Annotated in this window: 19 protein-coding genes; 9 read left to right on the top strand and 10 right to left on the bottom strand. The window is 57.3% G+C overall.

The features are described 5' to 3' along the window. Positions 1–2 precede the first annotated feature (2 nt). Together PQU98_RS11385 and PQU98_RS11380 are read right to left on the bottom strand one after the other, a co-directional pair. On the bottom strand, positions 3–1,973 hold the full coding sequence (locus PQU98_RS11385) for a TonB-dependent receptor family protein (protein WP_272745064.1): 1,971 nt from the start codon (positions 1,971–1,973) through the stop codon (positions 3–5). A 26-nt stretch (positions 1,974–1,999) separates the two neighbouring features. Then, positions 2,000–3,031, bottom strand: a complete 1,032-nt coding sequence (locus PQU98_RS11380; RefSeq protein WP_272745063.1) for an aldo/keto reductase — start codon at positions 3,029–3,031, stop codon at positions 2,000–2,002. Between the two features lie 222 nt (positions 3,032–3,253). On the opposite strand from PQU98_RS11380, the gene PQU98_RS11375 reads away from it, so the two are divergent. The 4 genes from PQU98_RS11375 (at position 3,254) to PQU98_RS11360 (ending at position 5,504) form a co-directional block, all read left to right on the top strand. Then, positions 3,254–3,922 (top strand): dienelactone hydrolase family protein, encoded by a 669-nt coding sequence (locus PQU98_RS11375; RefSeq protein WP_272745062.1) that lies wholly within the window; start codon positions 3,254–3,256, stop codon positions 3,920–3,922. Then, entirely contained in the window at positions 3,919–4,251 is a 333-nt protein-coding gene (locus tag PQU98_RS11370; RefSeq protein WP_272745061.1) for a YnfA family protein, read from the top strand. Before PQU98_RS11375 ends, PQU98_RS11370 begins: the two co-directional genes overlap by 4 nt. A gap of 142 nt (positions 4,252–4,393) precedes the next feature. Next, positions 4,394–5,095 carry a response regulator gene (locus PQU98_RS11365; RefSeq protein ID WP_267524403.1) on the top strand — a complete coding sequence of 234 codons (702 nt, stop codon included), beginning with the start codon at positions 4,394–4,396 and terminating at the stop codon, positions 5,093–5,095. A 226-nt stretch (positions 5,096–5,321) separates the two neighbouring features. After that, positions 5,322–5,504, top strand: a complete 183-nt coding sequence (locus PQU98_RS11360; protein WP_189485023.1) for a DUF1328 domain-containing protein — start codon at positions 5,322–5,324, stop codon at positions 5,502–5,504. Positions 5,505–5,571: 67 nt separating this feature from the next. Here PQU98_RS11360 and PQU98_RS11355 read toward each other — a convergent pair whose 3' ends face one another. From PQU98_RS11355 to PQU98_RS11320, 8 genes are all read right to left on the bottom strand, one after another. Further along, positions 5,572–6,375 (bottom strand): sensor histidine kinase, encoded by an 804-nt coding sequence (locus PQU98_RS11355; RefSeq protein WP_272745060.1) that lies wholly within the window; start codon positions 6,373–6,375, stop codon positions 5,572–5,574. A 269-nt stretch (positions 6,376–6,644) separates the two neighbouring features. Further along, positions 6,645–6,908, bottom strand: coding sequence for a hypothetical protein (locus tag PQU98_RS11350; RefSeq protein WP_272745059.1), 264 nt, complete (start codon positions 6,906–6,908; stop codon positions 6,645–6,647). Next, positions 6,901–7,086 carry a hypothetical protein gene (locus PQU98_RS11345; protein WP_272745058.1) on the bottom strand — a complete coding sequence of 62 codons (186 nt, stop codon included), beginning with the start codon at positions 7,084–7,086 and terminating at the stop codon, positions 6,901–6,903. The genes PQU98_RS11350 and PQU98_RS11345 overlap by 8 nt, the downstream gene beginning before the upstream one ends. Before the next feature lie 27 nt (positions 7,087–7,113). Further along, positions 7,114–7,668, bottom strand: a complete 555-nt coding sequence (locus PQU98_RS11340; protein WP_272745057.1) for a hypothetical protein — start codon at positions 7,666–7,668, stop codon at positions 7,114–7,116. Between the two features lie 208 nt (positions 7,669–7,876). Next, a complete protein-coding gene (locus tag PQU98_RS11335) occupies positions 7,877–8,290 on the bottom strand; it encodes a DoxX family protein (RefSeq protein WP_272745056.1) in 414 nt (137 codons plus the stop codon). Positions 8,291–8,477: 187 nt separating this feature from the next. Next, positions 8,478–9,869, bottom strand: a complete 1,392-nt coding sequence (locus PQU98_RS11330) for an efflux transporter outer membrane subunit (protein ID WP_272745055.1) — start codon at positions 9,867–9,869, stop codon at positions 8,478–8,480. Continuing rightward, complete coding sequence (locus PQU98_RS11325; protein WP_272745054.1) at positions 9,862–13,092, bottom strand: efflux RND transporter permease subunit; 3,231 nt, start codon at positions 13,090–13,092, stop codon at positions 9,862–9,864. The genes PQU98_RS11330 and PQU98_RS11325 overlap by 8 nt, the downstream gene beginning before the upstream one ends. A gap of 62 nt (positions 13,093–13,154) precedes the next feature. After that, positions 13,155–14,366 (bottom strand): efflux RND transporter periplasmic adaptor subunit, encoded by a 1,212-nt coding sequence (locus PQU98_RS11320; protein ID WP_272745053.1) that lies wholly within the window; start codon positions 14,364–14,366, stop codon positions 13,155–13,157. Between the two features lie 368 nt (positions 14,367–14,734). Between PQU98_RS11320 and PQU98_RS11315 the strand changes: the two genes are divergently transcribed. The 5 genes from PQU98_RS11315 to PQU98_RS11295 all read left to right on the top strand — a co-directional run bounded on the left by PQU98_RS11315 (position 14,735) and on the right by PQU98_RS11295 (position 20,205). Beyond that, the gene (locus PQU98_RS11315; RefSeq protein ID WP_272745052.1) at positions 14,735–15,502 is read left to right on the top strand and encodes a TetR/AcrR family transcriptional regulator; all 768 of its coding nucleotides are present in this window, start codon (positions 14,735–14,737) and stop codon (positions 15,500–15,502) included. 64 nt (positions 15,503–15,566) lie between these two features. Then, positions 15,567–16,769 (top strand): hypothetical protein, encoded by a 1,203-nt coding sequence (locus PQU98_RS11310; RefSeq protein ID WP_272745051.1) that lies wholly within the window; start codon positions 15,567–15,569, stop codon positions 16,767–16,769. A 306-nt stretch (positions 16,770–17,075) separates the two neighbouring features. Beyond that, complete coding sequence (locus tag PQU98_RS11305; protein WP_272745050.1) at positions 17,076–18,788, top strand: cation:proton antiporter domain-containing protein; 1,713 nt, start codon at positions 17,076–17,078, stop codon at positions 18,786–18,788. Between the two features lie 113 nt (positions 18,789–18,901). Further along, the gene (locus PQU98_RS11300) at positions 18,902–19,846 is read left to right on the top strand and encodes a glucokinase (RefSeq protein ID WP_272745049.1); all 945 of its coding nucleotides are present in this window, start codon (positions 18,902–18,904) and stop codon (positions 19,844–19,846) included. 119 nt (positions 19,847–19,965) lie between these two features. Continuing rightward, positions 19,966–20,205, top strand: coding sequence for a hypothetical protein (locus tag PQU98_RS11295; RefSeq protein ID WP_272745048.1), 240 nt, complete (start codon positions 19,966–19,968; stop codon positions 20,203–20,205). Positions 20,206–20,366: the final 161 nt, after the last annotated feature.

Genomic DNA, 20,366 nt, shown 5'->3' with positions numbered 1-20,366 from the left:
CTTCAGCGCAGGCTGAGGCCGATATAGAGCGCACGGCCTTCGCCGGGGTAGAAATGGCGGCCATCATTACCGAACGCATTGGCGATGACATTGGTGGTGGTCACATAGGTCTCATCAGTCAGGTTGCGCAGGTCGGCATAGACTGACCAATCGGCATCCACAGGCTTCCAGTTGGCTCTCAGGCCCCACACCGTATAGGCTTCGGTTTTTAAGGAATTGGCCATATCGACCGGGTAACCTTGCGGTGTCCATTCAACATTGGGCGTGACGGTCACAGGGCCGATATCATAGCTCAGTTCTGCGCGCAGATAATGCTCCGGCGCGCCTGGCAGAACATTATTGCCGTAAACCGGATCATTGCGGAACCGGAAGCGGCTATAGGTATAGGCGGCGTTAAACGATACTTTCTCGTTCAAACGCCCGCCCGCACCCAGCTCAAGGCCAGCATGGCGGGTACGGTCGGCATTCATGGCTTCGGATGAGCCGTCGGGCTGACGCAGGATGATATATTCGCCGTCGATTTCACTATCATAGACGGCGGCCTGCCAGCGGATGTCGCGGTGTTGGCCGCGTGCGCCGATCTCTAAGGTAGTAGCGCTCTGGTCATCCAGACTGTTGAAACCCGGCCCATTACCGCCGGACAGTTCGCTCAAAGTCGGCGGTTCATAGGAGCGGCTGAGATTGCCAAACACGGTCACGCCGTCGCCGTCATAGCGCAGTCCAAGGCGCGGACTGAGGCCGTTGAAATCACGGTCGCGGCGCGCAATTGTGGGGAAATGCTGCGCAATATTGCGCGCAACTATGGCGGCCTGAATCCCGGCAATAGCGGTGGTATGGGGCGCGATCAGGTGTTCATATTGCGCATAGGCCTCAGTCGTCAGGGCCTCCAGATCGCGCCGGACAATGGGTGTTGTGGCGACTCCGCCCGCATTAACGAAACGCTTTTCTTTCTCAAGGCCGTAATAGACATTCAGGCCCGCCGTAAAGCGATTGGGGCGCAGGCCGTAACCATAGCGCAAACGCACGCCGGTTTCGCGTGACTGGCTCTGGATGGCGACCGTCACCGGTGTATCCAGATCGCGGTAGCTGGCGTAGATTATGCTCTGCCATTCGGACAGACCGTCCGTATAGGTGGCGCGGTAGGCTACCCGCCCCAGATCGACATCGCGCCGGAAGCGGCCTGCCACATTGGCCGGATTGGCGCGACGGGGATCGGTGGCGATTTCATCCAGGTTCAGCGTGCCGGGGATCTGGGCCTCGGCATGACTCAGGGTCAGATAAAGCCGCTGCTCGAACTGATCGTTGGTCTGCCACCCGAAATTGCCGGCGATACGCATGGACTCCTGGGCGTTATTGCGACGATAGCCGTCCTGAGCCAGATAGGTGGCGGCGATAAATCCATCAATCGAACCGTCCGCAAATCCATAGCGTACAAGATGGTGTTGGTGCCCGTCCGGCCCGCCCTCTAACCGCACGTTGTAACCATCATGATCCCGGCCGACCGGCGTGATCAGATTGATCGATCCGCCAAGCTGGGTCGCCCCCTGCTCCAGCGCATTGGCGCCTTTCAGGATTTGCAGATTGGAAACCAGCCACGGATCGATTGTGTTGAACTCAAAGCTACCGTCGGCGGTATTGACCGGCACACCGTCCTGAAGCAACAAAATCCCGCGGCCCTGAAAAGTGCGGGTAAGGCCCGATCCGCGCACGGACAATCGCATCGATTCCGCGCCGTTGCGCGCTTGAGCGACTATGCCCGGCGTGAAATCGACCATGTCCTTGAGCGTAATCGCCCGTCGGTTTGACCAGTCGTCCTGATTCAGAAATTCGGTGGCCCCTGCCACATCACCGGTTTTTTGACGTAAGGACTCGATCGGGTTTGCGGACGATCGATTGCCCTCAACGACCACGGTCGGGGTTTGCGCTAACGCGGAACTGCCTATGAAGATCAAGGCCAAAGGCAGTTGCCGCATTATGTTATCCCTTGTTGAGCCTCAGATCACCACTTTACCGGCTTTGGGTTGCGTTCGTCAAATTCCATCTGGTGCCAGTAGGGATAAGGCTTGGGCCGTGTAGAGACGGCATCCAGACGGGCCACCTGATCAGGTGTCAGATCCCAACCTAGGGCCCCAAGGTTCTGGGTCAATTGCGCTTCGTTACGGGCGCCGACGACGATATTGGCCACGGTCGGGCGTTGCAGCAGCCAGTTGAGCGCCACCTGCGGCACAGTTTTGTCGACCTCAGCGGCGATTTCGGTCAGGGCATCGACGACATTATAAAGGTATTCGTCCTCGACCGCCGGGCCGCCGGCGTCGCCACCCTGAGCAATGCGGCCTTCGCTGGCCTGAACGCCGCGGCGGATCTTGCCGGTCAAACGCCCCCAGCCGAGCGGCGACCAGACCATCGTACCGACGCCCTGATCCTGCGCCAGCGGCATCAGTTCCCACTCATAGTCGCGTCCGATCAGTGAGTAATAGCCCTGATAGGCCACAAAGCGGCTGAGGCCATAACGCTCAGATGTGGCCAGCGACTTCATCAGGTGCCAGCCGGAATAGTTGGATGCGCCGATATAGCCGACCTTGCCGGATGTGATCAGCGTATCGAGCGCCGACAGCATTTCTTCGGGCGGGGTCAGGGCATCATAGCCGTGCATGAAATAGACATCGATATGATCGGTGCCGAGCCGTTTCAGGCTGGCTTCCGCGGCGCGCACAATATGATAGCGTGATGAGCCCTTATCATTGGGCCCCTTACCGGTGGTAAAGGTAGCCTTGGTCGAGATCAGGGCCTGATCGCGGCGGCCTTTGAGGGCAGCGCCTAAGATTTCTTCGGATGCGCCGGACGAATAGACATCGGCGGTGTCGAAAAAGTTAAGACCGTGATCGAGGCAGACATCAATCAGGCGTGAGGCTTCGGACACATCGGTCGCCCCCCATTTGGAGAACATGTCGCCCTTGCCACCAAAGGTGCCGGTGCCAAAGCTTAAACGCGGAACCTTAAGGCCCGAACGGCCAAGCTGACGATATTGCATGGGTGACTCCTATGAACCGATGCTGTTCATCTAAGTCTGCAAAGATGCGATTTAAACCGTTAGCCGTCACTTTATTTTACTGCGCCATTACGGGGCCGCTCAATTGTTTCGGCGCCTGCCATGCCAGAATCAAAATGCGCGCAAATCAATTGCAAAAACACCTTGATCCTATACCGAAGACCGGCGTACCCCTTAGGCGATCATGTTTGCAGGAGAGTTTTTATGGGACAGCTTATTGACCTCAACCGACCGGATGGCGGCACGTTTGCGGCCTATGTCTCCGACCTTGATCCGGCAAAACCCAGCGTCATTGTGCTGCAGGAATGGTGGGGGCTGAACGATCATATCAAATGGATTGTCGATCGTGTGGCGTCTGAAGGTGGCTTTAATGCCATCGCTCCCGACCTCTATCATGGCCGCGTCACCGGTGATGCCGATGAAGCCAGCCATATGATGAACAACCTCGACTTTCCGGGCGCGGTCCATCAGGATATTGTGGCTACCCGCGACTATCTCAACACCCGTGGCGGCAAGATCGGTATTATGGGCTTTTGTATGGGCGGGGCGTTGACGATTGCGGCAGCAGCCCGCCTTGATGGTTTTGCAGCGGCGGTCTGCTATTACGGTGTGCCTCCGAAAGCCTTTGCTGATCCCAAGGATATCAAGATCCCGTTTCAGGGTCACTTCGGCAGCCAGGACGATTGGGTCACCCCGCAGGTGGTCTCCGACATTCAGATTGCTATGGTTGGTGCCGGTAATCCGCCGGAACTGTTCAGCTATGAGGCCGATCACGCCTTTTTTAATAAGACCCGCCCTGAGGTCTATAAGGCGGCCATCGCCGAGCAGTCGTTTGCGCGCACCCTGGCCTTTTTCAAGACCCATCTGGCGTGAAAAATATCCTAATCTATGGGGCGGCGGCCCTGACCGAGATCGCTGGGTGTTTCAGTTTCTGGGCATGGCTGAGGCTTGATAAGTCGCCGCTGTGGCTGATCCCCGGTATGGCAGCACTTGCGGTTTTTGCGTACCTTCTGACCCTGATCGAGGCGGATAATGCCGGCCGTTCCTATGCGGCTTATGGCGGGGTCTATATTGCCGCCTCGCTCGTATGGTTATGGCGGATCGAAGGGGTGCGGCCACTGGCAACTGACCTGATTGGCGCGACCGTTTGCCTGATCGGGGCAGCCATCATTCTGATGGGGCCGCGTTTTATTCGCCTTTAGCGGAAACCGCTTTGTAAACCCTTATGGACGCATTTAAATTTTATTTTTGGGTGCGTAGTTCTAAACACATAAACGCGGTCGTAAACTTCGTTCAGAAACGGTAAATTCGTCCACAACGCCTCACAACCCACTAAGACAGGTCATGTCCATGTTAGAGAAGAAAAACACCATCCTTATCGTGGATGATGAGGAAGAAATCCGCAAAATGCTGAACATCTTTCTCGATGTGGCGGACTTCAAGGTTTGTGAATGTGAGACGGGTAAGCAGGCCCTGCGGATGAGCGCTTCGGTGCGCCCTGACCTGATCCTGCTCGATCTTGGCCTGCCGGACATGGATGGCAAGGATGTCATCACCCAGATTCGTGAATGGTCGAATGTGCCGATCGTGGTTTTGACCGCCCGTTCCGAAGACCTCGATGCCGCGCCGGCCCTGAATATGGGCGCGGACGATTATGTCACCAAGCCGTTCTCGGCCGAAGTGCTGCTGGCGCGCATCAATGCCAACCTGCGCAAGTGGGCGGTGAAAGAAGTTGGTGAGCCTGACATTTCCCACGGCCCGATCCGCATGGATCTGGTGCGCCACGAAGTCTTCATCAATGATGAGCGCGTCGCCTTTACGCCCAAGGAATATGACCTGCTGCGTTACTTCTTGGTCAATCGTGGGCGGATGCTGACCCATAAGCAAATCCTGAAAGAAGTCTGGGGGCCGGCGCATCTGGATGATACGCAATATTTGCGCGTTTATATTGGTCAGGTGCGCGAAAAGCTGGAAACCGTGCCGGGGCTGGGCAAATCCATCGTTTCGGAGTCTGGTATTGGCTACCGTATGGATCTGGTGATGTAAGCGAAATTTTACCCCTATTTCTAACAACCCCTTGGCTTGAGCCGAGGGGTTTTTTCATGCCTTACCGCTTACTTATATTCAGATTGAAACTAGGTTTTGTTTCTTTATCGGCGGAAATTTAGTGTGGATGTTGAGGCATCGCCGCACGCGTTACGGTTAAGCCGTTTACACTGAATTGCGCGTTTCTGACCTGACAATGGGGACGATGCGCTAAAGGAGGAATACCATGCTCAACTGGATTATCACGTTCTTCATTCTGGCGGTCGTCGCGGCTTTCTTTGGCTTCGGGGGTCTGGCTGGTACCTTTGCCGATATCGCCAAATTCATCGCCGTTATCTTTGTGGTGCTGTTTGTCGTGGGCCTGATCTACAGAATGGTTACCGGCCGAAACGCCAATCCGCCGCTCTAAAACTATGCTATTTTAAACGACAAAACCGGCCTGGGAGGGCCGGTTTTTTTATGCCGTGATTTAAAGATTACTTTGGCCAGCACAGCTTGAATACGGCACCACCATCCTCATGGTTGGTGACCGTCACCTGCCCACCCAGCAACGTCATGATATGGCGGCACAGAGTTAAGCCCAGACCTGTGCCGGCGTTTTGCTGGTCGGCCTTGCTGAGGCGGGTATATTTATCAAAGATCATGGTTTGCTTATCGGCAGGTATGCCCGCGCCGTGGTCACGGATGCGCACGCACGGGTGCCCCTCTTCAAAGCCGAGGCTGATCTCGATGACCGGTGCTTCGGCACCATCCGGGCCACGGCTGCCGCCGTGTTTTAAGGCATTTTCGATCACCAGGCCAATGGCGCGGGCCGACAACATGGGATCGGTGGTAAGGCCGTCGTCTCCGACGCCGCGAATGACTTCGATCCGCCCACGCGCCTTGAGCGGGCCCAGCCGCGTCAGGGCATCCTGAATGAGCTGATGCAGTCCCACCGGCTGCGGTCGGGGCCTCACGGCTTCTGCTTCAAACTTGGCCATATCGAGAATATTGGTGATGAAGTTATCCAGCCGGTAGGCTTCGGTCAGGGCCGACCCGATCAGGGTTTTACGCTTATCTTCGGACAGGCGTGCGCCCATCAGGTTGATCACTTCCAGAGATCCGATGACGGTCGACAGAGGCGTCTTAAGGTCATGGGACACCGCCGACAGCATCTGCCGGTGCAGGTGCTCACGGATTTCGTCATGAGACTGCCCGTCTATTGACGCCGTACCGGAGGCATTGCTCGTCGATGTGCCATTTTCACTGGCTTTCGACGTGGGCGTGTGATCACTTTTCATAGGATTTCAATACCAACACAACGCCACCAAGGTCAAACAAAGACGGTGATCACGCGATAAGATTTAAGCGGAAAAAGAGGGAGCAAGCGGTGAACTTGCTCCCTCTCGGATCAGGTTGCTGACGCGGACGGGGACTGAGCGCGATCGCAAACCTGAATGGCGTAGGCTAAAACACCCCGAAAACATAAAGCAGGATAATAACCGGGATAGGGATGCCTAAAAGCCAAAGAAAAATCGGTTTCATAATCTACTCACCTATGATTTTGGGCCTATGTTTTGGGATTCCCGTCGGTAGCCTTATCGACCTTCTGTTCGGTGGTCTCAGCGCCTTCCTTAATATCATCACCGAGGCGCTCGGCCGGGGTGCGGTCCTCAAGCTGTTCAGCCGCCTTATCCACCCCTTGCGGCAGGGTATCGACCGCATCACCGACCCGCTCTCCGGCGGTGCGATTGTCGGGCATGTTCATGAATACGGCGGCGGCCACGATGACCAGCAGGCCGATAAGTGAAGCAATGACAAGGTTCTTATTCATCGCGATAACCCTCCGCGCGCGTCACATAGAGCGCAATATCGTTAAAATCGTCATGGACATCATAAAGGTCTGCAAACAGCGGTTCGGGCCGGGGTTCGGGCACGTCATATCCACCGGCGTAAGGCTGTACCACAGGATGTGCAGGGGGTGTGTAACGGGCCGCATTATAGGCAGTCATGGGTGTCTCCTTTTTATCTTTTTGCGTTCAGGACGGCTTGAGGGCTGAGGCAATGCCAGTTACGGGGCCAGTTACGGGGCCAGTTGCGGGGCTTAGTTCAGTTGGCTGACCGAACGAATTTTCGATGGCCGGGATGAGCTTGTTGATCCGCTTAAGGGCGTATCTCAGTTCATCGGTTTTACGGGCGTCATCGTCGTTCGACGGCAGACCACCTTCGTCATCGAGGCGCAAATATTCTTCGAGGGCTAGGGATATTTCCTTTTGCGCTTCATAAAGTCCGCTCAGGCCGCGGTTGCCAATTTTGCGGGCGGCATTGAGCCCTTCGCAATAGGTCTTGGCCCAGCGGTTAAGATTCTCGATGCGCGATTTCACGTCGCCTTTAAGGGCGGTGTTTTCCACGCCATCCATCAGGCGACGGATATCTTTGGCCAGACACTGGGCGGCATCAAGAGAGGTCGCATAGTCCGTATTGGGGGCCACTATAGTATCTTCAGCCGGCTGCGGGGCTTGTGGCACGATAGATCCCACAACCTCATGGTCGGATGCGGTATCGAGCGTTTGTGTTTTTTGAACATCAAGCACGGCAGGCTCTCCTTGCGCTGTGGGTTGTTAAGCCGACTATAGGCGCAGCCTCACAAGGCATCAGTGCGTGAGTCGCGAGCGGAAAATCAGGGCTGAGTAAGCACAGGCGCTTACGGGTTTCTTAGGGGCGGCTGTCCGATATTTATCGCAAAAACAAAACGCCTGCCGGGGGTGCGGCAGGCGTGAGGTTTGGGGGAGAGGTTGCGGGTTATGCGGCGACGGGTTTGCGGCCTCTGCTGATCAGATGATCGACGCTTAACACCCCGCCGCCATATACCGCGGCATATAGGAAGCCACCGGCGATCGAGATGTTCTTCATGAAGTGGATGAACTGGTTTTGATCACCCAGGGCATTATGGAAAAACACAGCGGTCGCGATGGTAAAACCAGCCAGCAGCAGCGCTACCAGACGGGTTTGATAGCCGAGCAGGAAAATCAAACCGCCGACCACTTCGACAGCCACGGCCCCGATATAGGCGACTTCCGGCAGGGGCAGGCCGACCGAAGCGATATATCCAATCGTGCCTTCGGGGGCGGCCAGCTTAGAGAGGCCAGAGACGATAAAGATGGCCGCGATAAGTGTGCGGGCAAGGGCGGGGGTTGCGGTTTCCAATTTAGACATGACACAGGTTCCTTTCAAATCTGAGTTCAAGGACGGCCTGCGACATCAGGTCGTTGGCGAATATGTACGCTCAATCCATGCGTTTCAGAAGATAATCAAATGCTGATTCAGTGTTGCAGAAAATGCAACGAAAAACCCTCCCCCGGATAGGGGAGGGTTGAGGTCATCGTATCGAAGATAAGGTGGCTTATACCGTCCAGTCTCCGCCCAGCGCGCGGATCAGGCGCACACTGGACTGGTACTGGGCCGCCTTGACCTGCAAGGCCAGCCGGCGCGTGCGTAACTCTGAGCGCTGGGCATCGAGCAGATCAAGCTGCGACACATAGCCGTTGCGATAACGCGACTGCGACAGGTTAAGCGCACGGGTCGCGGCGTTCAGCGCCTCGGTCTGGGTGCGGGCCTGCGCCTCTAACGTCTGGCGGGCGGCCAGTTGATCCTCGACATCGGCAAAGGCGACCAGAACCTGCTGCTGATACCCGGCAAAGGCAATCTCAAGATCACCCTTGGCAAGCGCTATACCGGCATTGCGGCGGCCCCCGTCAAAGATCGCCTGAGTGAGCAATCCGGTCAGGGACCAGTTGCGTCCTGCATCTTCGAATAAATCGCTCAGGTCTGAGGACGCATAGCCGCCAGAGGCGGTTAGCGTCAGCGATGGGAACCACGCGGCCTTGGCGATCCCGACGCGGCGTTGGGCGGCCTGCATCGAAAGCTCCGCGGCCTGAACGTCCGGACGGCGTTTCAGGACATCGGACGGGATACCAGCAGGTACAACCGGCACATGACCGGCCCACGGCTGCGACGCCCAGCTTTGGGATTCCACATCAAAGGTCGTGGCAACCTCACCCGTCAGCACAGCTAGCGCGTTTTCGATCTGGGCGCGCTGACGATCAAGGGCCAGAAGCTCGGACTCGTTGGACGACACTTCGGTCTGAAGGCGGGCCACATCCAGTTCGGCCACATCACCGGCTTCAAAACGCCGTTGAGTAACGTCTAAGGTAGTGCGGTAGGCGGTAAGCGTGTCGCGCACAATAGCCCGTTCTTCATCCAGAGCGCGCAGGGCAAAGTAGGTTTCCGCCACAGAGCCTGTGATCAAAAGCCGCGTATCGTCAAGCAGTGCCTCGGACGCCTGCGCATCCAGACGGGCCGCCTTGGCCGCACTGAACAGCTTGCCGGTGATATCGACCTCGTAAGAAAGATCGATACCGGCGCTGTGCAGGGTCGAGGCTTTCGGGTCCTGGCCCACTTCCGTGGCCCGCGATGCCCCGTAGCCGATACCGGCCTGCGGGAACAGGCTGGAACGGGCCGATTTGACCAGAGCTTTTGATTGTTCCAGACGGGCGGCGGCGATGCGGATATCGGTGTTGCGGGCCAGTGACCGCTCGATCAGGCCATCAAGGGTCGGATCGGCGAACACCTTCCACCACTGACCCATCTCAACCGGCGCTGTGGCGGCGGTGGCGGGAGTTGCTTCGCCCTTAAAGGCCAGCGGCGGGGTAAGTGCGGCAGAGTTCAGGGGTTCGGTGGCGCACCCTGCGAGGAGCAGGGCGGCCAATGAAAAGGTGGTAATGGACTTAAGCATGAGGATTTCCCTCTGAATTTGCCGACAGTGATACCGGCGTACCTTCGATCACCGGATGTCCGGCATCGTCGGTGTGGGGTGTATGGGCTTTCAGCGGACGGTTGCCGCTGATGGCGCGTAAGGTGACGTAGAAAACCGGCGTTAAGAACAGGCCAAAGATAGTGGCCCCGATCATGCCTGAGAACACCGCAACCCCCATCGCATGGCGCATTTCCGAACCGGCACCGGTGGAGGTGACCAGCGGCAGCACGCCCATGATAAAGGCAATCGACGTCATCAGGATCGGCCGCAGTCTGAGGCGCGAGGCCTCAATCGCCGCCGCCAGCGGTTTTCGTCCCGCCAGTTCCAGTTCACGGGCAAATTCCACGATCAGAATGGCGTTCTTGGCCGATAGCCCGATCAGGACGAACAGGCCGATCTGGGTGAAGATGTTGTTATCTCCCCCCGATACCCACACCCCGAACATGGCCGCCAGCAGACCCATCGGCACGATCAGGATGATCGATAACGGCAGGACAAGACTTTCGTACTGAGCCGCCAGCACCAGAAAGACCAGCAGGATGACCAGAGCGAAGATGATGGTCGATGAGTCCCCGGCCAAAATCTGCTGATAGGTCAGGTCGGTCCATTCATACTCAATGCCGGGCGGCAGGACTTCGGCGGCGATCTTCATGGCCGCAGCCTCAGCCTGACCGGACGAGAAGCCAGGCGCCGGGCCACCATTGATATCTGCTGTCAGATAGCCGTTATAGCGGCTGGCGGTCACCGGCCCGAACGACGGGTCGATCTTCATCAGGGCCGATAACGGGATCATCTCACCGGTGTTGGAGCGTACCTGTAGCTTACCGATGTCTTCGGCGCGGGCGCGGTAAGGGGCATCGGCTTGCAGACGGACGGAATAGGTGCGGCCAAAGCGGTTGAAGTCGTTGACATAAAGCGACCCCAGATAGATCTGCATGGTCTCCAGCACGTCATTGACATTAACGCCCAACTGACGGGCCTTGGTGCGGTCGATGTCGGCATAGATTTGCGGGACATTGACCTGATAGTTGGTGAACACACCGGCCAGTTCCGGGGTCTGGTACGCCTTGGCCACAAAATCCTTGGCGGCCTTATCCAGCACGTCGGAGCCCAAAGCGCCGCGATCCTGAAGCTGCATCTTAAAGCCGCCGGTGGTGCCAAGCCCCAGAATGGGCGGGGGCGGGAAGACGACGACATAGCCGCCGGCAATCGACTGGAACTTTTGGTTTAAGGCTCCGGCAATCGCGCCGGCGCTGGTTTCCTTGGAGGTGCGGTCATGGAAGGATTTCAGCGGCATGAATACCACCGCCTGATTGGACGCCAGGGTAAAGCCGTTGATCGACAAACCGGGGAAGGCCAGCGTATCGGCAACCCCGTCCTGCTTCATGGCAATGGCGCTCAGTTCACGGGCGACGGCTTCGGTGCGGTCCAGCGTGGCCCCTTCGGGCAGTTGCACCATGCCGACAAGGTAAGCCTTGTCCTGCGCCGGAATAAAGCCGGTAGGGACAGTCTTAAACATGACCATGGTCAGGCCGACCAGAAGGAGATAAATCCCCATCATCAAAGCTTTGCGCGGAATGATACCGCCGAGGCCCTTAGCGTAGTTGTTCGAGCCAGTCTTGAACAGCTTGTTAAAGCCATTGAAGAACCCACCCAGCCACTTGTCCATGAAACGGGTAAGACCGTCCTTTGGGGCATCATGGCCTTTGAGCAGCAGAGCCGCCAAGGCGGGCGACAGGGTGAGCGAATTGATGGCCGAAATGACGGTCGAGATGGCAATGGTCAGGGAGAACTGACGATAGAACTGACCCGACAGGCCGGTGATGAAGGCCAGCGGCACGAACACGGCCACCAGCACCAGAGCGATGGCGATGATCGGGCCGGAGACTTCGCGCATGGCCTGATAGGTGGCTTCACGCGGGGTCTTACCGGCTTCGATATTGCGCTCGACGTTTTCGACAACGACGATGGCGTCATCGACCACGATCCCGATGGCCAGCACCAGACCAAACAGGGTAAGCGCATTAATGCTGAACCCGAACAGGTGCATCACGGCGAACGTACCGATGACCGAGACCGGCACGGCCAGCAGCGGGATGATCGAGGCGCGCCAGGTTTGCAGGAAGATGATGACCACGATCACCACCAGAATGATGGCCTCAAGCAGGGTGTGGATGACGGAATCGATCGATTCTTGCACATATTCCGACGTGTCATAGGCGATGCGATAATCGACACCTTCGGGCATGGACTTTTTCAGTTCGTCCATAGTGGCGCGGATGTCGCGTGACAATTGCAGCGAGTTGGCCCCGGCCATTTCATTGATCGGGATACCGACCGCGGCTTTGTTGTTCAACAGAGAGCGCAGGGCGTAATCGGCAGCCCCCAGCTCAATGCGGGCAATGTCGCCCAGACGGGTGACCGCGCCGTTTTCTGACTTGACGATGATTTCGCGGAAGTCGTCTTCGGTCTTGAGGCGGCCCTGGGCATTGACCGACATTTGCAGGGTGATATCAGGCACGCCGGGTGAAGACCCGATGGTACCGGCGGCAGCCTGCACGTTCTCAGAGCGGATGGCCTGCGCGACATCAGAGGCGGACAGCCCGCGTTCAGCGACCTTTTGCGGATCAAGCCAGATGCGCATCGAGTATTCGCCGCCGCCGAACATCTGCACAGGGGCGACGCCCTTAACCGATTGCAGGCGGTCCTTGATGTGGATCAGGGCGTAGTTCCTGAGGTAGTTCACATCATAGCGGTCATTGGGCGAATAAAGATGCACCACCAACGGCAAGGACGACTGGCTCTTTTGCGTCGTCACACCCAGAGCGCGCACATCGGCCGGCAGGCGGGCTTCGGCCTGAGAGACGCGGTTTTGCACCATCTGCTGGGCAAGGTCGGCATCGGTGCCGAGCTTGAACGTGACGGTTAAGGTCATGGCGCCGTCAGAGGTGGCGGTCGAGGACATATAGAGCATGTTCTCAACGCCGTTGACGGCTTCCTCAATAGGCGTGGCCACGGTTTCGGCGATCACGTTCGGGCTGGCGCCCGGATAGACGGCGCGCACGACAACCTGTGGTGGTACGACTTCGGGATATTCCGATACCGGCAGCGTGCGTAAGCTTAACAGCCCCGCCACCAGGATCAGAAGCGACAGAACCCCGGCGAAAATGGGCCTGTCGATGAAGAATTTGGACAGATTCATGGCTTTGTGCCTTTTGGGCCCCTTTGTGGGCGAGAATTTTGAAAATGGGATAAGGGGCTGGATTAGGCCTTGGGCTTGCCAACGTCAGTCATGGCGACGATCTGCGGGGCCACGACCGCACCGGGGCGGATGGCTTGCAGGCCGGTGACCACGATCCGCTCTCCCGCTTTCAGGCCGGAGGTGACGATCTTCAGGCCGTCGACCGAGGCGCCGAGCGTAACTTCGCGGTATTCGACGGCGTTATCCTTGCCGACGACCCACACAAAACGCTTGGACTGATCCGTGCCGACCGACAGTTCGTGGATCAGCACGGCGGGCTTGGTTGAGGCTTCGCCCATGCGCACGCGCACGAACTGACCGGGGATCAGCTTGCCGTCGGCATTGGAAAAGACCGCTCTGGCCCTGACCGTGCCGCTTGAGGCATCGAACTGGTTGTCGATCAGTTGCAGCTTGCCGGTTACCGGCTCACCGCCGCCGACCTCCAGCGTGACCGGCACGCGCTCAAAGGCCACGCTGCCGCCCGCTGACTTAAGTTCAGACAGGGTGCGGGTGATCACCTCTTCGTTGGCATCAAAGCTGGCATAGATCGGCGATACCGACACCAGCGAGGTCAGAACGGACGACGAAGGCCCGGCGGCCACAAGGTTGCCTTGCGTGACGTCAATGCGCCCGACCCGGCCGGAAACCGGTGCGCGCACCTGAGTGTAGCTGAGGTTCAGGCTGGCCGATTGTAACTGGGCCTGGGCGGCGGCCAGATTGGCCTGAGCCTCCTGCAGGTCGTTCTGGCGGCTTTCGGCTTCACTGCGCGAAATGGCGTTATCCGTCAGCAGACGCTGGGCGCGGGCCTCCTCTGAGCGGGTCAGGTTAAGGCGGGCGCTGGCTGCGGCCACTTGCGCCTTGGCGCGGGCATATTCAGCCGCATAAGGGGCCGGATCGATCGTGAACAGAAGATCGCCCTGACGAACCAGAGCGCCTTCGCGGAAATGCACCGACTTGATCTGACCGGCGACGCGCGGGCGAATTTCGACGCGTTCAACGGCTTCTAATCTGCCGGAGAACTCTTCCCAGGCCGTGACATTGCTCTCGGTGGTGATGGCGACCCCGACCGGAATGGCCGGTGCGGCGGCGGTGGCGGTTTTATCTGAGGCCGCGGTTGACGATGACGCGATGATCAGGCCGCCGGTGGCAGCGCCGAGCACCAGAAGCGACGCACCGGCGACCACGAGGGTCTTACGGCGTTCCTTATAGAACTGGGAAAAAGAGAAAGTGCGCATGTGAGTGTCCTTCGGGGAGAAAGGGGTAAAATTCTTAAAGGTATGCGATCACGCAAGGCCCGCTGTCAGCGCGGAAAAGGGTCATTTTAGCTCTTGAATAACCGCCAACGTGATCTATTTATGTACTGGTTCGCAAATTAATAGACCCCAAACCCCGTTTTGTAAATAATTTTGTACTAATTCGCATAAAATTAGTTCATAACGGGTGGGGCATTTACGCATTGGCTATTAATGCTAGATGCGGTTACACTTGAGGCAATGCCCGCAGTGACTTTAAGGCTGTGACTTGAAACACGGGCGGGCAATAATAAGATTAAGGGGTGTCGCGCGCTGCACGGATGTGGCTGCGTTTAGGAGTATTGGGTATCATGGTTCACTATCGTGCCGACGTCTGGTCCAAGGCATCGTCCCAATCTGATGGGATTAAGTCCGATGGGATTGAGGTTGAAGCGGAGCTGGAACTGCCGGAAACGGCGGAATGTGCCGGCAAAGCCGTTGATGATGCCGCCTGCGCCTATGCCCGCGTCAGCCGGGCCCGTGGCCGCCCGCGTGCCTATGATCCGGGTGAAGTTCTCGATAAGGCGCTGAAGGTTTTCTGGCAGAAAGGCTTTGCCGCCACGTCTCTGGATGATCTGGTCGAAGCGACCGGCGTTAATCGCCCCAGCCTTTATGCCGGGTTTGGCGACAAAGAATCGCTCTATCTCAAAGCCATGCAGCGCTACCGCGCCCGTACGGACAGTCAGCTTGATGCGGTGCTGACCTGTAGCGGGCAAAATGATACGGTGCGTTCGATCATTCGGCGCTATTTCGATATTATGATCGACACCTATACCGGCGAGGCGGAGCATCCGTTGGGGTGCGCTTTCATGTGTACGGCGCTGAACGAAGCGCCCCAGCACGAGAGCATCCTTGAGATGCTGCAAAATACCATTGATCAGTTTGATAACCGCTTTGAGACCTTTTTCGCTCAGGCCCGCGATTTGGGATTCATTCGTCAGGATCAGGATCCCAAAGCCCTGTCGCAGATGATTATCGGCCTGACCGCCAATCTGGGCGTGCGTGCCCGCGCCGGGGCCAGCCGCGAAACGCTTCAGGACATGGTGCGTGGGACAACGGCGTTATTGTTTGGCGCGTAAGGCCTTTGCAATCAGAGGTTCGGAGGGTATAAAGCTCTGATCGTCACGGAGGGGAAGGCGCGCTTTGCGTATTACTGCGCATATCACAGCATTGGCCATCTGGGCTGTCATGGCCGCGTTCAGCAGCCCCGCTGCGGCGCAAGCTGTCCCCGCGATCCATCAGCAGGTCTATGAAGGCACGCTCGGTAAACACCCCATTGTGCTGGAGATTTTGAGCACCCGCACAGAAGCGGGTCAGGACGTCTCGGCCGCCCGTTATTTTTACCGTCAACACCGTACCCATATTCAGTTGGGTGTGGAACGGCGCGGGGTGCGCCTGATCCTGCGTGAATATGACCCGGCCTGCTACCTTCAGAGTGATCAGTGCCCGGCCAAAGCCAGCTTTACCCTGACGCCCCGTCCGAATGGCCTGAGCGGACAATGGATTGCCACCGGACGCCTGAGCGGTTTGCCAGTGATGTTAAAATCGGTCGGAGATCGTAAGGTGGTGGCCCTTTTACCTGTCCACGAGGCGGCGGAGCTTTATTACGCCCTTGATGACCTGTCCGACTATGAGGTCAGCGATAACCCCTATCTGTGGCGGCAACTGGCGGCCACGACCACCTATGGGCCGGAGCGGCGCAGCGGTATGGTTGGCTATGTCATGGCGACGGATAAGGGGACGGGCATTCACTATCCGCGTCTGTCACGGCATCCGTCACCGGACATTATGGCACGTGTCAATCGTCTGCTGGATCGTGAGCGCTACCGGATGACCCAGTACGGGCTCGATTGCCGGGCGCAGTCCGAAGACGCCGGTGGCGGTACGCTGGGCGGCTGGGAAGACTATGACTCCGAGGTCAGCTTTATTAGCGAAAGCCTCATGGTCATCCGCGAAGGCGGCTCGACATATTGTGGCGGGGCCTATCCCAACAATAGTTTCCGCTATGCGCTCTATGACCTGCGCCGGGGTGAGGTTTTAGATATCAACCGGTTGCTGAAACGGGATGGGCCGGAATACGGCCATATGCTGGCAAAACTCCAGCCGGGTTCGGCCTATGATCTCAAAATGCAGTCACCGGAGGACTGCATGGGTGCGGGCTTTGACCGTGACTACAGCCTGTCGTTCAATGATAAGGGGCTGGTGTTTTCCCTGACCGATCTGCCCCATGTCATCGGGGCGTGCATGGGCGATTACTATGTCGTACCCTATGCCGATCTCAAAGGGCTGTGGCGACCGGAGGCGGCGTTCTATTTTCCGCGCTATGCGCACAATACCGTCAGATAACATCCATCACGCCACGGCATAATCGAGATTAGTTTAAAGGCGGGTCTGTATAAAAGACAGAATTTCAGATTTATTGAGAAAATAACTCTGAAATATACGTATTAAGTCTTGACCTTTGGCACCCCAGACCTGAAATTAAGCCTCATAGGCATATTTTCATAATGCCTGCTCCCCAAATACGCTCAAAGTCAGGTCTTTCGGGACTTATATTGAGCTTAAATGATCTGCGAGCCCTAGGCTTGCGGCGTCGTACGGGTGCGCCTTCTGGCGTGGTATACTCATTCAAACTGAAAGGGCCTCTGCCGCATGGACCATCACAATATCTCGCTGATTACGACGATTGCCTGGGGCTTTGGGCTGGCGCTGGTGTTTGGCTTTATCGCCGAGCGTATCAAGTTGCCGGCTCTGGTCGGCTATCTGGTGGCGGGCTTTCTGATCGGCCCGGCAACCCCCGGCTTTGTCGCCGATGCGGGTATAGCCTCGCAGCTTTCTGAGATTGGCGTCATGCTGCTGATGTTCGGGGTGGGTCTGCACTTTTCGCTCAATGATCTGATGTCGGTGCGGCGTATTGCCCTTCCGGGCGCCATTGTGCAGATGGGGCTGGCCACGGCCTTAGGTGCCGGTATGGCGATGATGTGGGGCTGGGCCGTGGGGCCAGCGATTGTGTTTGGCCTGTGTCTGTCGTGTGCCTCGACCGTGGTTCTTCTAAAGGCGCTGGAGGCCCGTAATCTGATCGACACCATGAACGGTAAGATCGCCGTCGGCTGGCTGGTGGTCGAAGATCTGGTGACCGTTCTGGTGCTGGTGCTGTTGCCGCCTCTGTCGGGCCTGTTGTCGGGTAAGGAGGCGACGGTCTCGGCCGGAATCTGGGTCACGATCGGCCAGACCTTGCTACAGGTCGGGGCGTTCATTGCTCTGATGCTGATTGTGGGAAAACGCGTCCTGCCGTGGATTTTGTGGCAGGTAGCGCGCACCGGATCGCGTGAGCTGTTTACCTTGTCGGTGGTGGCGGTCGCGATCGGGATTGCGTTCGGGGCGGCAGAACTGTTTTCGGTCTCGTTTGCCTTGGGAGCCTTTTTCGCGGGCATGGTGATGCGCGAATCCCAATTCAGCCACCGCGCCGCCGAAGAAACCCTGCCACTGCGTGATGCCTTTTCGGTGTTGTTCTTCGTTTCGGTCGGCATGCTGTTTGATCCGAAGATCATCATGGAGCAGCCGCTGCAGGTGCTCGGGGTTGTGGCCATCATAGTTGTCGGCAAGTCCATTGCCGCGGCGGGACTGGTGCTGTTCTTCCGCTATCCGCTAAAGACGGCGCTGACCGTATCGGCCAGTCTGGCGCAGATCGGAGAGTTTTCATTCATTCTGGCCGGGCTTGGCATGTCGCTGAACCTGCTGCCGCCCGAAGGGATGTCGCTGGTGCTGGCGGGTGCCATTATTTCCATCGCGCTTAATCCGTTTGTGTTTGCGGCTATCAAGCCGTTTTCAAACTGGTTCGTCAAACATTCGGATCTGGGGCGCAAGCTGGATCGTCGCGAAGACCCTTACGCCGAACTGCCCGCCACGACCGAGGAAAAATACCTCAAGGGACAGGTGGTTCTGGTGGGCTTTGGCCGGGTCGGTAAGCGCATTGCCGATGCCCTGGAATCCCAAAACATCGCCTATGTAGTGGCTGACCAAAACCGCGAACGGGTCGAAGACCTGCGTCAGATGGGCAAGGTTGCGGTATCGGGCGATGCCACCGAACCCGAAGTTCTGATCCAGGCCCATATTCAACACGCCGCCATGCTGGTCATTGCCACGCCGGATTCGCTGAATGTCCGCCGGATGAGCGAGATCGCCCAAAGGCTCAATCCCGGTATAAAACTGGTGATCCGCACTCACAGTGAAGATGAGATGAACTTCATTCGTGAAGAAAAGCTCGGCACGGTCTTCTTTGGTGAGGAAGAACTGGCCAAGGGTATGATTCACCACATCTTAGGCGCGTTCGGCAGCGATAAACCTGAACCGAAAGCGGCATAATCTGACGCTGAATAATTGTTATTTCTTTCTTATGAATTGGTGCCGATACTCCGGGCACAGATATAGGGCGCATCAGACGCCTGTGCAGGGATAGTAATACCTAGGAGTAACAGATGGGCGATCCGGTTCTTCTGTGCGATCTGTCGATCGGGTCGCACGTTAATCTGGCGCTGGCCGAAGCCGGGCAACGGCCCGAGGATGCTGCGCAATATGAATGCACAGGGCGGGATGCTCTGGATGGGGCCATCCTCGATTTCCTGAAACGCAAAGACAATCCACGCCTGAAGGGTGCGGCAATATCCTCGCGAGGCTGGGAAGACGGCGGTATCATTCACCTGCCGGATGGAAACCTGACGATATCGCGTACGGAGCTGAGAGAACTTCTGGATGTGCAGAGAGTTAATCTGGTCAATAACTTCGTCGCACGCGCGCTGGCTATACCGTCTCTGAGGCGCAATGAGCGCTCAAAAATCTGTGGCGGCGACAATGCCGAAGAAACGGTGATTGCGGTGCTTGGGCCCCATTATGGTTTGGGTCTGGCAGCACTTGTGGCCGATGGCGCGGGCGGCTGGACCGCACTTCCGGGAGAAGGTGGTCATTCTGATCTGCCGGTCAAGACCGATCGTCAATGGGCCGTAATGAAGTCGCTAAAAGCTCGTCATGGTCATGTCTCACGTGAAATGACTGTGTCCCTGAGCGGACTGTGTGAGGTCTGGCGCGCCATAGGCGTCATCGACGGTGCCGATCCGCAAGGTGCCGACGCGCAGACCATAGTTAATATGGCGAGACGTGGTGACGCCAGAGCGCAGGAAGCGGTTAGTCTGGTTACAGACTGGCTGGCCGGCATGGCGTCTGATGTCGCCATGATCATGGGTGCGCGTGGTGGCATTTACCTCACCGGGGCCTTGCTGGACATGGTCGGTGATATGTTTGATGCGCACCGTTTTTGTGCTGGTTATTTGGATAAGGGTGCGCTGAGTGACTATGTGCGCGATATTCCGGTGTTTCGCACGACCGCCCGGCAGATGGAAATTACGGGCCTGTCAACTCTGTTTTAAACAGGTCATGCTACTCCCGACGCAAATTTTATCCCTTTGGTCTGATCGGTGTGCTATGAAACTCCGGTTCACCGTCGGTGAGACTTTTTTTAGCCATTTATGTCTATGAGTATTATTTTATGAGTATCAGATTATATGACAGCGCCTGGGTGCGCGTAGAAGGTTCCGATCAACCGCTTCAGGCGCGCAAGGATCGGCAAAATCCGGCTATATTCCATGTCGGTGACCACCGCTATGATGTGGACGCCACCGCCTCGAAAACTTCAGAAGGTGCACCAAAGATTTTGGGCATTCTTAGTCTGCAAGCCATGCGGGAAGCCGGTATCAGGCCCGATTATAACTCCGACCTTAGCCATTAATTCGTTTAATCGCGCTTTCCTTGTGAGCCGTTTTTATGGGTGGGACTCTGCGGCAGAGGCATAAATGCCACATCTTGGCTGTGTGTGCGCGTGCGGGTTACATTTCTGTGAGAGGCGCTCTGGTAAAAAGTCAGAGCCAAACCATATGGCAGAATACCAAG

The organism is Asticcacaulis machinosus (assembly GCF_028550435.1).
Classification (GTDB): Bacteria; Pseudomonadota; Alphaproteobacteria; order Caulobacterales; family Caulobacteraceae; genus Asticcacaulis; species Asticcacaulis machinosus.
Note: the sequence above shows the minus strand (reverse complement) of the source record. Positions and strands in the feature narration are given on the sequence as shown.